Source organism: Mycobacterium sp. IDR2000157661, from assembly GCF_022317005.1.
Taxonomy (GTDB): domain Bacteria; phylum Actinomycetota; class Actinomycetes; order Mycobacteriales; family Mycobacteriaceae; genus Mycobacterium.
Map to the genome: position 1 here is coordinate 3,450,525 of NZ_CP081006.1, position 12,796 is coordinate 3,463,320.

Below are 12,796 nucleotides of genomic sequence, written 5' to 3' on the forward strand. Positions count from 1 at the left end.
TGCGGGCAAACCAATCGGTCGTCTTCGACGGTAGTCCTCGCGCCGGCCGTGCGCTGCCGCAGGCGGGCCCCGGGGGACCGCGCATCCGCGGCAATGACGCGCCGACGGCTGTCCAGTCGTGACAAAATCCGGCGCATGAGCGGAAGGGTCGCCTCGCGCGTCGCCGTCGTCGCAGCCGTCCTGACTCTGGTCGTCGCGCTCGTCGGGTTCGTCGTCACACTGGTGCTCAACGCCTTCGTTCTCGACGAGTACGACGCCTACGGCGAGGTGCCCATCCCCGGAAGTGCCGACCTCGAACTGCCGGCGGGCGAGGTGACCGTCAGTTTCCACACCATGATCACAGGGCGGTCGAGCAGCGGGTTCCCGATCCCGTCGCTCAGCGTCAACATCGAGCCGCCCGCCGGGGCGGCCGATCCGGTGGTCACCGAAAGCCTCAGCGGCACAACGACTGTCAACAGCGATCTGCACGTGCGGGTATGGGTGGTCGAGATCGCGGAGGCGGGGTCGTATCGCGTCTCGACGGACGGGGAGGTGGGCGGCTACATCCAGCCGTCCCTGGCGTTCGGCCGCGACGGCTCCCGCGGCTGGCTGCCATGGTTGTTCGGCGGGTTGGCCGCGGTGGGCATTGTGGCGCTGGTGGGCGCGCTGATCTGGTCGGCGCGCGCCGGTAGGAAGGCCAGACCGCTGGCACCGCACGAGCTGCTGGCCGTCGACGGGCCGACCCTGCAGTCGGCGTCCACGGTCTCGGCCGGCGCCGTCCCGGACGACCAGGCGATCCGGCTCGAGCAGCTCAGGCGGTTGGCGGCGCTGCGGGATTCGGGTGCGCTCACCGCCGACGAATTCGAGGCCGAGAAGCGCCGCATCCTCAGGACGTAGGGCTCCGGGCAAGGATGGCTAGTGGCCGCGGGCGACCCAGTCGTCGTAGTTGACGATCTCGTCGCCGATTGTGGTCGAGTCGCCGTGGCCGGTGTAGACCACCGTGTCGCCGGGCAGCCTGCCGAGTCGGCCCGAGATCGACTCGAGGATGGTGGGGAAGTCCGAGTAGGACCGACCCGTCGCGCCGGGCCCACCCTGGAACAGCGTGTCGCCGCTGAACACCGCGTTGAGCTCGGGGGCATGCCAGCACACCGAGCCCGGCGAATGGCCCGGCGTGTGCAGCGCCCGCAATTCGGTCCCCGCCACGCGCAGCGTTTCTCCGTCGGAGACGGTGCGGAACTCCTTCTCGGGGTGCGTCATCCGCCAGAGCACGTCGTCGGCGGGATGCAACAGCACCGGTGCGTCGAGCGCGTCACCGAGCTCGGGTGCGACGGTGACGTGGTCGTTGTGGCCGTGCGTGCACACGACCGCGACGACGTGGCGTCCGCCGACCGCGTTGACGATCGGGCCCGCGTCGTGAGCGGCGTCGAACACCACCACTTCGGAGTCGTCGCCGACGATCCAGATGTTGTTGTCGACTTCCCAACTGCCGCCGTCGAGTTCGAATGTCCCGTGGGTGACGACGCGCTGAATGGGTCCACTCACAACAGCACCACCGATCGCAACACGTCACCGCCGTGCATCTTGTGGAACGCCTCCTCGACACCGTCGATGCCGATGCGCTCGGTCACGAACCGCTCCAGTGGCAGGCGGCCCTGCAGATACAGGTCGATGAGGGTGGGGAAGTCGCGTTCGGGCAGGCAGTCGCCGTACCACGACGACTTCAGCGACCCGCCCCTTGAAAAGAAGTCGATCAGCGGCATCTCCAGCGTCATATCCGGTGTCGGCACGCCCACCAGCACAACGGTGCCCGCCAGGTCGCGGGCGTAGAACGCCTGTTTCCAGGTCTCCGGGCGCCCGACGGCGTCGATGACCACGTCGACTCCGAAACCGTCGGTGAGGTCCTGAATCGTCTCCACCAATTCTTCCTCGGTGAGTCCGCCGCTGTTGACGGTGTGGGTGGCGCCGAAGTCGCAGGCCCAGTCGAGCTTGCGGTCGTCGGTGTCCACGGCGATGATGCGCCTGGCTCCGACCAGTCGTGCCCCGGCGATCGCGGCGTCGCCGACCCCGCCGCAGCCGATCACGGCGACCGTGTCGTCGCGCCCCACCACACCGGTGTTGACCGCGGCGCCCAAGCCTGCCATCACCCCGCAGCCCAGTAATCCGGCCACCGCCGCGTCGGCCGCCGAATCGACCAAGGTGGCTTGGCCCTCGTGCACCAGCGTCTTATCGGCGAATGCGCCGATGCCCAGCGCGGGCGTCAACTCCGTACCGTCGGTCAGAGTCATCTTCTGCGCCGCGTTGTGGGTGTCGAAGCACAGATGCGGGCGCCCCCGCTTGCACGCGCGGCACTGACCGCACACCGCGCGCCAGTTCAGGATCACGAAGTCGCCCGGTTCGACGCTGGTCACACCGGCACCGACGGACTCGACGGTGCCCGCGGCCTCGTGTCCGAGCAGGAACGGGAAGTCGTCGTTGATGCCCCCTTCCCGGTAGGTCAGATCGGTATGGCAGACGCCGCAGGCGGTCACGTCGACCACTACCTCGCCGGGACCGGGATCGGGGACGACGACGTCCACGACTTCGACGGGTTCGCCCTTCTTGCGTGAGATCACACCGCGCACCGTTTGGCTCATGCGTCCAACCTAATGGGTGAGCACTGAGTTGGAATAGTGTCCATACCGATGTCCGGAAGCCGTCGGGCCGACTTTCCGGCAAGCCTGGCCAACGCTGCGGTGAACCCGGCGACCCAGAGGTACCGTTGTTCCCAGTGACATGATCACTACACGGATCGACCCCCATACCGAGCTGCTGCTGGCGGCCCGCAACGCGCATGTGCGCCGCGACTGGCACGCCTCCTACGAGGCGTTCGCGCGCGCGGGCGAGGACACCGCGCTGAACCTCGACGACCTCGACGCCATGGCGGTGGCGGCCTGGCGCCTCGGGCACGGCAAGGAATCGCTGCGCGTCGCCGAGCGGGTGTTCACCCAGCTCGCACGCACCGACCCGCCGTCGGCGGCGATGAAGGCCGTCGACGTCGCGCTGGCTTGGCTGACCCGCGGCGACATGAACATCGGACAGGCCTGGATGAACCGTGCCCGCCGGCTGCTCGACGGCGCGCCGGAAGGCACGGCGCACGGCTATCTGGCCTATCTCGACGCAGCCGTGGCGGTGATGAACAGGGACACCGGTGAGCTCAACCAGCGGGTCGGCGACCTGCGCGAGATGTGCGGGCGGCTCGACTCGCCCGCGCTGACCGCGCTCTGCCACGTCGCGCAAGGACTCGAAGCACTGTTGGCGGGCCGGCTGACCGAGGCCTACGGCTTGATCGACGAGGCGATGCTGCCGGTGCTCGCCGACCAGGTGCCCCTCGAGTGGGCCGGGGACATCTATTGCACGGTGCTGCACCACTGCCACCGGCTGGCCGACCTGCCCCGCATGCGGGCGTGGACCCAGTCGATGGAGCGTTGGTGCGCCCAGTTCGCGGGCTCGGTGACCTATGGCGGCGTCTGCGACGTGCACCGGTTGCAGGTGCAGGCCGCCACCGATGACCTGCGGCTGCTCGAGGAGCGACTCGACACCGCCAGCCGGACACTGGAAGGCGTCAACACCTGGGCCGCGGGAGAGGGCTACTACCAACTCGGCGAGGTGCGCAGGCGGCGCGGTGACGTCGAGGGCGCGTTCGCCGCCTACACCAGGGCGCGGACTCTGGGCATCGAACCACAGCCCGGCGAGGCGCTGTTGCGCTGTCGCACCGGGGACAGCGACACCGCGTGGACCGACCTGCGGGTCGCGCTGGCCGGGCTCGACCGGCTTGACCGGATGTGGTTGCTCCGCGGCGCGGTCGAGGTGGCCCTGGCGCGAGGCGACGTCGACGAGGCCGAAGCCCACTGCCGCGAACTCGAATCCGGGGCAGAAGCGTTCGCCACCCCGGGATTTCGCGCCTGGGCGGCGCACGCCCGCGGTGCGGTGCTTGTGCACCGGGGCCGGCACGAGGAAGCGGTCGGCTGCCTGGAGACGGCGTTACGCGAGTACCGCACCCAGCAATCGCGGTACGACACCGCGCAGGTCTACGAATGGCTGGCCCAGGCGCACCGGGGCCTCGGTGACCAGCAGACCGCCGCGGCCGACGTCGCCACCGCCGAGAACATCTACGGTCAACTCGGCGTCGAACCCGTCGAACCGTGTGGCGCGACCGCTGCCGGCGGTCTCACCAAGCGGGAGATCGACGTGCTGCGGCGGATCGCGGGCGGTGCCACCAACAAACAGGTCGCCGAGCAGATGTGCCTCAGCGAGAAGACGGTCGGGCGCCACCTGGCCAACGTCTACGCCAAGCTCGGCGTGTCCTCGCGGACCGCCGCGCTGGCCTGGGCCCACGACAACAACCTGTTGCAGTAGCCCGTGTACATCGTTCGCACCACAACGGCACATATGAAAATGCATGATTTGCCCGATGTTTCGCCACACCCGGCGGCATACCGTTTCGTTCATGACGACACTGAGTGAGAACCCCGTGACCACAACAGAGACCACCGAAGACTTCGCCGGACGCATCGTCGGCGCCATCGACAGCGCCAGCGTGGCGATCCTGCTGTCGATCGGGCATCAGACCAAGTTGTTCGACACCATGGCGGCGTTGCCGCCGGCCAGCAGCGCGCAGATCGCCGACGCCGCCGGGCTCAACGAGCGCTACGTACGCGAGTGGCTCGGCGGGCTGGCCGCAGGCGGCATCGTCGACTACGACCCTGCGGCTCAGACGTATTCGTTGCCGCAGCACCGAGCCGCGGTTCTCACCCACGCCGCCGGTCCGGACAACCTCGCCCGCGTCGCTCAGTTCATTCCGCTGCTGGCCGAGGTCGAGCAGAAGGTCATCGAGTGCTTCCACCGCGGCGGGGGGCTCTCCTACAGCGAATATCCGCGCTTCCATACGCTGATGGCCCAGGAGAGCGGCGAGGTCTTCGACGCGGCGTTGATCGACGTGATCCTCCCGATGGCCGAGGATCTGCCCGACCGCCTGCGTGCCGGCGTCGACGTCGCCGACATCGGTTGCGGCAGCGGCCATGCCATCAACCTGATGGCGGCCGCCTTCCCGGCCAGCCGGTTCACCGGCATCGACTTCTCCGACGAGGGGCTGGCCACCGGGCGCGACGAGGCGGCGCGCCTCGGCCTCACCAACGCGACCTTCGTGGCCAAGGACGTCGCCCAGCTCGATGCGACCGAAACCTACGACGTGATCACCGCTTTCGATGCGATTCACGACCAGGCCCAGCCGGCCCGCGTGTTGGAGAACATCCAACGGGCGCTTCGGCCGGGCGGGGTGTTCCTGATGGTCGATATCAAGGCGTCCAGCAATGTCGAGGACAACGTCGGCGTTCCGTTCGCGTCCTACCTGTACACGGTGTCGACGATGCACTGCATGAGCGTGTCGCTGGCGTTCGACGGCGACGGGCTGGGCACCTGCTGGGGCAAGCAGCTCGCCACGTCGATGCTGGCCGACGCCGGGTTCGCCGATGTGCAGGTCCGCGAGATCGACACCGACCCGATCAACTTCTACTACGTCGCGCGCAAGTCCGGGGCGTGAGAGCGATGACCGGACTCGACACCGCCGAAGCGGGCCGCGGCGCACGTCTGCCCCAGCTGACGGGTGACGGACTGTTCGTCACCGACGGGGGCCTGGAGACCGAACTGGTATTCCACGACGGCGTCGACCTCCCGTGCTTTGCGGCGTTCCCGCTGCTCGACGACCCCGAGGGCAGAGTGCGCCTGCGCGAGTACTACGAGCCGTATCTCGACATCGCCCGCCGGCTGTCCGCAGGCTTCGTGGTGGAAACGCCGACCTGGCGCGCCAACCCGGACTGGGCCGCACAGCTCGGCTACTCGGCGACGCGACTCGACATGCTCAACCGCGAAGCGGTGGCCCTGGCCGAGGACGTCCGTAGCGCCGCGACCGCCGACGGCATCACCACGGTGGTCAGTGGATGTGTCGGGCCGCGTGGCGACGGGTACGACCCCGGCGAGGCGATGACCCCCGACGAGGCGCAGGAGTACCACTCGGCACAGATCGCTACGTTCGCCACCACGACAGCCGACCAGGTCACCGCCATCACGATGACCAACGCGGCAGAGGCGATCGGCATCGTGCGTGCCGCCGCGGCGGCGGGTATCCCGTCGGCCATCTCGTTCACGGTCGAGACCGACGGCCGGCTCCCGACCGGTCAGCCACTGCACGAGGCGATCGACGAGGTCGATTCGGAGACGGGCGCGCGCGCGGCGTATTTCATGGTCAACTGCGCACACCCGGCGCACTTCTCGGCCGCACTCGAACGCGATGGAGCGTGGCGGCGACGAGTAGTGGGCCTGCGCGCCAACGCGTCCACCAAGAGCCACGCCGAACTCGACGAGTCGACCGAACTCGACGAAGGGGATCCCGACGATCTCGCCAGGCGCCATGCCGATCTTCGAGCCGTGTTGCCCGCGGTCACCGTGCTCGGCGGGTGTTGCGGCACGGATGCGCGCCACGTGGCCGCGATCTGCTCGGCCTGGCGGGGGGACTAAGCTCCGGCGCGATGAGCGCGCTCGATGTCCTCGATGTCATAGCCGACTGGCCGGTCCCGACCGCCGCCGCTGCGGTGGTCGGGCCGTCCGGCGTGGTGGCCGAACACGGCGACGTCGCCCACCGGTTCCGGTTGGCCTCGGTGACCAAACTGCTGGTGGCCCGTGCCGCGCAGATCGCCGTCGAGGAGGGCGCCGTCGGCCTCGACACCGAGGCCGGCCCGCCGGGAGCCACGGTGCGTCACCTGCTCGCACACGCGGCCGGTTACTCGATGCACTCGTCGGAGACGATGGCCGAGCCGGGCAAGCGGCGGGTGTACTCCAACTACGGCTTCGGAGTGTTCGCCGAAACGCTCGAGAAGGCGTCGGGCATCGAATTCGGCCGGTACCTGTGCGAGGCGGTGTTCGAACCGCTCGGCATGACGGACAGTTCCCTGGACGGCGGCGCCGAGGCGGCCGGGTACGGCGCGACGTCGACGGTCGCCGATCTGGCGCGGTTCGCCGGTGACCTGTTGCGCCCGACGACGGTGTCGCCGCAGATGCACTCCGAGGCGACGCAGGTGCAGTTTCCCGGGCTCGACGGCGTACTCCCCGGCTTCGGTTCGCAGCGGCCCAACGACTGGGGCCTGGGTTTCGAGATTCGTGACGACAAGTCTCCGCACTGGACGGGAGCGGGGAACTCTGCACGGACTTTCGGGCATTTCGGCCAGTCAGGGACATTCTTGTGGGTCGATCCGCAGGCCGATCTGGCCCTGGTTGTGCTGACCGACCGCGATTTCGGGGAGTGGGCGTACAAGTCGTGGCCTGCGCTGTCTGACGAAGTCCTGAGAGAATTCGGCGCAGACTAGCGCAACACGTGCCTCACAGGGCACAATAGACACGCACGACACAGCTGTAATTTCGGCATCTGCCAGGCCGCTTGGGGAAGACGTCCCTCGTGGAGCCGAAGGAGCAGCAGATGCGTGCGTTGAACCAGTTCGCCGAAGCGACGACGGGCGTGGTCTACATCCATGCCTCACCCGCTGCGGTGTGCCCACATGTCGAGTGGGCGTTGTCGTCGACCCTGTCGGCGCGCGCGAACTTGAAGTGGACCCCTCAACCGGCCATGCCCGGGCAGCTGCGCGCCGTCACCAACTGGGTCGGTCCGGTGGGTACCGGCGGCCAGCTGGCCAGCGCGCTGCGGTCCTGGTCGGTGCTGCGCTTCGAGGTCACCGAGGACCCGAGCCCGGGCGTGGACGGCCACCGCTGGTGCCACACCCCGCAGCTCGGTCTGTGGAGCGGCCCGATGAGCGCAAACGGCGACGTGATGGTCGGCGAGATGCGGCTGCGCTCGCTGATGGCCGAGGGCGCCGACATGCTCGCCGCCGAACTCGACACGGTGCTGGGCACCGCATGGGACGAGGCGCTCGAGCCCTACCGTGACGGCGGCGACGCCGCGGAGGTCAGCTGGCTGAGCCGGGGAGTGGGTTAGTCGACTTTCATGCCGGGCGCAGGATCTTCAGTGCGCCGGGGACTGCCGACACCTCGACCGGCAACGGGCACACATACTCCCCGTCGGCGTACGCCGGAATCTCGGGCGAAGCTTGGCACTCGACGGTGATCGTGCGGGCCCGCTCGGTGTGCACCTCGTCGAGGTTCACATGGGTCCCCTTGAACACGGTGGGAAACAACCGGATCAGCTTCGTGCGCGACGCGGACCGCACCATCGTCACGTCCAGCAGGCCGTCGGTGGGGTCGGCGTCGGGACAGATCAGCATGCCGCCGCCGTAGCTGCGGGTATTGCCGATCTCGGCCATGGTCAGCTCGGTCACCAGTTCGCGGCCGTCGAACGTCAGCCGGAACGGCAGCAGCCGCAACTGTGACAACTCGGCGAGCATCGCCATGTTGTAGCGCATCCGGCCGCGCGGCCACGTCATCCTGTTGGTGCGGTCCGTGACGAGCGAGCCGAACCCGCTCGCCATCACGGTGCCGAACCACTTGTCGGTGCCGTCGGCGCCGGTGATGCGACCCAGGTCGACGGACTGCACGGCGCCGTCGACGACGACGTCGGCGGCGGCCACCGGGTCACGGGGCGGAATGCCGAATTCGCGTGCGTGGTCGTTGCCGGTGCCGGCCGGGACGATGCCCAGCGGTATCTCGGTCTGGGCGAGCACCTGCAGCGCGAGCGAGACGATGCCGTCGCCGCCGACGACCACCAGAGCGTCCATGCCCTGTTCGAGGGCTCCTTCGACGAGTCGCCGCGCGTGCGCGGCGTCGGTGCCCGCGATGGCCACGACGTCCACGCCACGCTTCTGCAACCGCGCGACGGCGCGTTCGGCGGCGTGCGGTGCGCTGCCGTGTCCCGACGCCGGGTTGGTCAGGACGGTGACCCGCTCGATTTTCATCGTGCTCCTCGCGTCCGCGCGCGCTTCATGCTCCTCGCGTCCGCGTCACGGAATCAGTTTGCCCGGGTTGAGGATTCCCGCCGGATCGAGGGCGGCCTTCACCGCACGCAGCATCGCGACGCCGACGTCGCCGACCTCGTCGCGCATCCACGGCCGGTGGTCGGCGCCGACGGCATGGTGATGGGTGATGGTGCCGCCGGCGCTCATCATCGCCTCCGACGCCGCGGATTTCGCCTTCTGCCACTGTTCGATCGGATTGCCGCGCTGCGCGGCGACGACGGTGAAGTACAGCGACGCCCCGGTCGGATAGACGTGCGAGATGTGGCACAGCACCAGCGCGGGCGTGCCCGACTCGCCCAGCGACTTCGTCAGCGCCTCGGTCACCGCCACTTTCAAAGCGGGCACATTCGACCAGTTCGTCGCGGTCTCCAGCGTCTCGCACAGGGCACCCGCCGACAGCAGCGAGTCCCGCAGGTAGGGCGCCCCGAACCGGCCGTGTTCCCACGCGCGGGCCGGAGCCTCGCCCAACGACGTGCCGCCCGCGGCTTGCAGCATCGCGCGTGTTTCGGCGTGCCTGCTGGCGACGTGCGCGTCGGTGCCCTCGAAGACCGTGATCCCCAGGCAGCCGCCGGTGATCTGCTGCTCGCCGATGTTGCCGGTCGTCGCGAGGTTGACGCCGGTCTCGGCCTCGTCGGACAGCCGGATCACGGTCGGCCCGGTGCCGGTCTGCACGACGGCACGCAACGCGTCGGCGCCCGTGGCGAAATCCGGGAAAGACCAGGCTTCGTAGCGGGTGGCCGTGGGAACCGGATGGACCCTGACCCGGACGCGGGTGATGATGCCGAACACGCCTTCCGAACCGATCAACACCTGGCGCAGGTCCGGGCCCGCCGCAGACTCCGGTGCCCGGCCGACGTCCACCACACCGACGGGCGTGACCGCACGCAGGCCCCGCACCATGTCGTTGAAGCGGCCGTAGCCCGCCGAGTCCTGCCCCGACGAGCGGGTCGCGGCGAAGCCGCCGATCGTGGCGAACTGGAAACTCTGCGGGAAGTGGCCCAGCGAGAAGCCGCGCTCGCCCAGTAGGCGTTCGGCGTCCGGGCCGGTCAGCCCGGCGCCGAGGTCGGCCTCGCCGGACACCTCGTCCAGCCCGTGCAGCCGGTCCAGTCGGCGCAGATCCAGCGACACGACGGCGGTGAAGTCGCCGCGGACCGGGTCCAGGCCACCGACGACGCTGGTGCCCCCGCCGAACGGAACCACGGCGATGCGGTGCTCAGAGCAATACCGCAGGATGTCGGCGATCTCCCCTTCGCTGCCCGGCAACAGCACCGCGTCGGGGGCGTCCTGCTCGTCGGTGTCCCGGCGGCGCAACAGGTCCAGCGTGGACTTCCCACCGGCGCGCAGCAGCCGGCCGCGGTCGTCGGTGTGGCAGTAGTCCGACCCGACGATGCCGGTCAGTGCCTCCCGATCGGTGTCGGGCAGCGCCGACGGACGCAACGGCACCTGATCGATCTGCAGCTCCGGGGTCGCGGCGTCGTCGACCTCGAGCGCCTGTTTCAGCAGCGCTCGAATGCCCTCGGAGAGCGGCTTGGCCGCCTCAGGATCGCCCCAGGCGTTCCACTTCATCGGAGGCAGGAGTGCTGTTGGTTGGGCGTCCGGACGCGTCATGCGTTACAGTATTACATATGTCGTCAATCCGTAACGCTGAGCCGAGCGTGGAAGACCGCGTCCTCGACGCTGCGGCGGCTTGCGTGCTGGCCGTCGGGGTCAAGCGGGTGACCCTGACCGATATCGCCCGGCGTGCCCGGATGAGCCGCCCGACCATCTACCGCCGCTGGTCGGACACCAACGGTGTGCTCGCGGCCCTGATGACCGCGCGCATCGCCGGCGTGCTCGACACGGTGCCGAACTACGGACCCGGCCGGCAGGCGCTGGTGGCCCGGGTGGTCGCGGTGGCTGAGCATCTGCGTAACGACGCCGTCGTCATGTCGGTGCTGCACGATGCTCCCGAGTTCGCGATGGTCTACATCGCCGAACGCCTCGGCACCAGCCAACTGATCCTCATCGACGCGCTCGCCGACGCGATCAAGCTCGCCCAGGACGACGGCAGTGTGCGCGCAGGCGATCCCCGCGAACTGAGCGTCATGTGTCTGCTCATCACGCAGTCGACGATCCAGTCGGCGCAGATGGTGCAGAAGCTGCTCGACCGCGAAGCCCTCAGCGTCGAGTTGGCACGCTCGTTGAACGGATATCTGCAACCGTGAACGGACAAACGGCGTTGAACGCGGCGCGGCGGGGAAGCGAACTCGCCAAGCTGGCCGACGGCAAGCGCCTGGACGTCATCGTGATCGGCGGCGGCATCACCGGGGCCGGCATCGCGCTGGATGCCGCTACGCGCGGGCTGAGCGTTGCGCTGGTGGAGAAGCACGACCTCGCGTTCGGCACCAGCCGATGGAGTTCGAAACTGGTCCACGGTGGCCTGCGCTACCTCGCTACAGGCAACCTGGGCATCGCCAGGCGCAGCGCCGTCGAACGCGGAATCCTGATGACCCGCAATGCCCCTCACCTGGTCACGGCGATGCCGCAGCTGGTTCCGTTGCTGCCGTCGATGAATGAAGCGTCGCGGGCGCTGGTGCGCGTCGGGTTTGCGGCGGGCGACGGACTGCGCAGGTTGGCCGGCACGTCGGCGACCACCCTGCCGCGGTCGCGGCGGATCGGCGCGGCCCGGGCGATCGAGCTCGCACCCACCGTGCGGCGCGACGGCCTCGACGGCGCCCTGCTGGCCTACGACGGCCAGTTGATCGACGACGCCCGCCTGGTCGTCGCCGTTGCACGCACCGCGGCGCAGCACGGCGCCCGGATCCTGACCCGCGTCGAGGCGTCGAAGGCGACCGCGACGTCGGTGACGCTGACCGACCGGATGTCGGGCGACTCGTTCGAGCTCACCGCTCGGGCGGTGGTGAACGCCACCGGTGTGTGGGCCGGCGAAGTGGATCCGTCGCTGAAGGTGCGGCCCAGCCGCGGCACGCATCTGGTGTTCGACGCGTCGGTCTTCGGTAATCCCGTTGCGGCGCTGACCGTTCCGGTTCCCGGCGAGATCAACCGCTTCGTGTTCGCGATGCCCGAACAGCTGGGCCGGGTCTACCTGGGCTTGACGGACGAGGATGCCCCCGGGCCGGTCCCCGACGTGCCCGAGCCCACGGCGGAGGAGACGAAGTTCCTCCTCGACACGGTGAACACCGCACTCGACGTCGCGCTGGGGCCGTCCGATGTGCTCGGCGCCTACGCGGGCTTGCGGCCGCTGATCGACACAGGTACAGGCCGAACCGCAGACGTGTCGCGCGAACACGCGGTGACGGAGTCACCGTCGGGTGTCATCAGCGTGGTCGGCGGCAAGCTGACCGAGTACCGCTACATGGCCGAGGACGTCCTCGACCGGGCGATCGCGTTGCGAGGACTGAATGCCGCCGACTGTCGCACGCGCAACATGCCGCTGGTCGGGGCGCCGTCGAATCCCGTTGCAACGCTACGCTCTCCGGTCGAGGTGCCTGGGTCGCTGGTGGCCCGCTTCGGTGCCGAGGCGCCCAGCGTGATCGCCGCCGCCAGTTGTGACCGGCCGACCGAGAAGGTGGCCGAAGGCATCGACGTCATCCGGGCGGAGTTCGAGTACGCGGTGACACACGAGGGCGCGCTAACGGTCGACGACATCGTCGACCGCCGCACCCGTATCGGCCTCGTCGAGGCCGACCGCGAACGCGTGCTGGCGGTCGCCGAAGAATTCGTCGCGATTGCCCGCTGATCGCCGAATAGACGCAGGGGCTATTGCGGCTGCTCGCGAAGAATACAGCGGAGTTTCATCGCCGGGGTGGCCGCCCGACTGTGCG

General features: G+C 69.2%; 12 protein-coding genes. 8 read left to right on the top strand and 4 right to left on the bottom strand.

Going from position 1 to position 12,796, the window contains the following annotated elements; translation table 11 throughout:
- Positions 1-135: 135 nt before the first annotated feature.
- Positions 136-876 carry an SHOCT domain-containing protein gene (locus K3G64_RS17935; protein WP_238886224.1) on the top strand — a complete coding sequence of 247 codons (741 nt, stop codon included), beginning with the start codon at positions 136-138 and terminating at the stop codon, positions 874-876.
- Between the two features lie 18 nt (positions 877-894).
- Here K3G64_RS17935 and K3G64_RS17940 read toward each other — a convergent pair whose 3' ends face one another.
- Together K3G64_RS17940 and K3G64_RS17945 are read right to left on the bottom strand one after the other, a co-directional pair.
- Positions 895-1,521 carry an MBL fold metallo-hydrolase gene (locus K3G64_RS17940; RefSeq protein WP_238886226.1) on the bottom strand — a complete coding sequence of 209 codons (627 nt, stop codon included), beginning with the start codon at positions 1,519-1,521 and terminating at the stop codon, positions 895-897.
- Positions 1,518-2,612: an S-(hydroxymethyl)mycothiol dehydrogenase gene (locus tag K3G64_RS17945; protein ID WP_238886227.1), complete on the bottom strand. Its 1,095-nt coding sequence runs from the start codon at positions 2,610-2,612 to the stop codon at positions 1,518-1,520. The genes K3G64_RS17940 and K3G64_RS17945 overlap by 4 nt, the downstream gene beginning before the upstream one ends.
- Before the next feature lie 139 nt (positions 2,613-2,751).
- Here K3G64_RS17945 and K3G64_RS17950 point away from each other — a divergent pair, with 139 nt between their 5' ends.
- The 5 genes from K3G64_RS17950 to K3G64_RS17970 all read left to right on the top strand — a co-directional run bounded on the left by K3G64_RS17950 (position 2,752) and on the right by K3G64_RS17970 (position 7,999).
- Positions 2,752-4,374 carry a helix-turn-helix transcriptional regulator gene (locus K3G64_RS17950; RefSeq protein ID WP_238886228.1) on the top strand — a complete coding sequence of 541 codons (1,623 nt, stop codon included), beginning with the start codon at positions 2,752-2,754 and terminating at the stop codon, positions 4,372-4,374.
- Positions 4,375-4,465: 91 nt separating this feature from the next.
- Positions 4,466-5,557: a class I SAM-dependent methyltransferase gene (locus tag K3G64_RS17955; RefSeq protein WP_238886229.1), complete on the top strand. Its 1,092-nt coding sequence runs from the start codon at positions 4,466-4,468 to the stop codon at positions 5,555-5,557.
- A 5-nt stretch (positions 5,558-5,562) separates the two neighbouring features.
- Complete coding sequence (locus K3G64_RS17960) at positions 5,563-6,531, top strand: homocysteine S-methyltransferase family protein (protein ID WP_238886230.1); 969 nt, start codon at positions 5,563-5,565, stop codon at positions 6,529-6,531.
- 11 nt (positions 6,532-6,542) lie between these two features.
- The gene (locus K3G64_RS17965; protein WP_238886231.1) at positions 6,543-7,376 is read left to right on the top strand and encodes a serine hydrolase domain-containing protein; all 834 of its coding nucleotides are present in this window, start codon (positions 6,543-6,545) and stop codon (positions 7,374-7,376) included.
- 110 nt (positions 7,377-7,486) lie between these two features.
- Positions 7,487-7,999 carry a DUF3145 domain-containing protein gene (locus K3G64_RS17970; protein ID WP_238886232.1) on the top strand — a complete coding sequence of 171 codons (513 nt, stop codon included), beginning with the start codon at positions 7,487-7,489 and terminating at the stop codon, positions 7,997-7,999.
- Positions 8,000-8,006: 7 nt separating this feature from the next.
- Here the strand turns inward: K3G64_RS17970 and K3G64_RS17975 are convergent, their stop codons facing one another.
- Positions 8,007-8,912: a diacylglycerol kinase gene (locus K3G64_RS17975; protein WP_238886233.1), complete on the bottom strand. Its 906-nt coding sequence runs from the start codon at positions 8,910-8,912 to the stop codon at positions 8,007-8,009.
- 45 nt (positions 8,913-8,957) lie between these two features.
- On the bottom strand, positions 8,958-10,538 hold the full coding sequence (locus tag K3G64_RS17980; RefSeq protein ID WP_238950783.1) for an FAD-binding oxidoreductase: 1,581 nt from the start codon (positions 10,536-10,538) through the stop codon (positions 8,958-8,960).
- 59 nt (positions 10,539-10,597) lie between these two features.
- Between K3G64_RS17980 and K3G64_RS17985 the strand changes: the two genes are divergently transcribed.
- Both K3G64_RS17985 and K3G64_RS17990 read left to right on the top strand, forming a co-directional pair.
- A complete protein-coding gene (locus tag K3G64_RS17985; protein ID WP_238886234.1) occupies positions 10,598-11,176 on the top strand; it encodes a TetR/AcrR family transcriptional regulator in 579 nt (192 codons plus the stop codon).
- Positions 11,173-12,711: a glycerol-3-phosphate dehydrogenase/oxidase gene (locus tag K3G64_RS17990; protein WP_238886235.1), complete on the top strand. Its 1,539-nt coding sequence runs from the start codon at positions 11,173-11,175 to the stop codon at positions 12,709-12,711. The genes K3G64_RS17985 and K3G64_RS17990 overlap by 4 nt, the downstream gene beginning before the upstream one ends.
- Positions 12,712-12,796 lie beyond the last annotated feature (85 nt).

What these genes read in the sequence shown, in the direction of transcription:
- K3G64_RS17935 (WP_238886224.1), top strand. Translation starts at nt 136, where the DNA reads ATGAGCGGAAGGGTCGCCTCGCGCGTCGCCGTCGTCGCAGCCGTCCTG.
- K3G64_RS17950 (WP_238886228.1), top strand. Translation starts at nt 2,752, where the DNA reads ATGATCACTACACGGATCGACCCCCATACCGAGCTGCTGCTGGCGGCC.
- K3G64_RS17945 (WP_238886227.1), bottom strand. Translation starts at nt 2,612, where the DNA reads ATGAGCCAAACGGTGCGCGGTGTGATCTCACGCAAGAAGGGCGAACCC.
- K3G64_RS17970 (WP_238886232.1), top strand. Translation starts at nt 7,487, where the DNA reads ATGCGTGCGTTGAACCAGTTCGCCGAAGCGACGACGGGCGTGGTCTAC.
- K3G64_RS17980 (WP_238950783.1), bottom strand. Translation starts at nt 10,538, where the DNA reads ATGAAGTGGAACGCCTGGGGCGATCCTGAGGCGGCCAAGCCGCTCTCC.
- K3G64_RS17960 (WP_238886230.1), top strand. Translation starts at nt 5,563, where the DNA reads ATGACCGGACTCGACACCGCCGAAGCGGGCCGCGGCGCACGTCTGCCC.
- K3G64_RS17965 (WP_238886231.1), top strand. Translation starts at nt 6,543, where the DNA reads ATGAGCGCGCTCGATGTCCTCGATGTCATAGCCGACTGGCCGGTCCCG.
- K3G64_RS17955 (WP_238886229.1), top strand. Translation starts at nt 4,466, where the DNA reads ATGACGACACTGAGTGAGAACCCCGTGACCACAACAGAGACCACCGAA.
- K3G64_RS17985 (WP_238886234.1), top strand. Translation starts at nt 10,598, where the DNA reads ATGTCGTCAATCCGTAACGCTGAGCCGAGCGTGGAAGACCGCGTCCTC.
- K3G64_RS17975 (WP_238886233.1), bottom strand. Translation starts at nt 8,912, where the DNA reads ATGAAAATCGAGCGGGTCACCGTCCTGACCAACCCGGCGTCGGGACAC.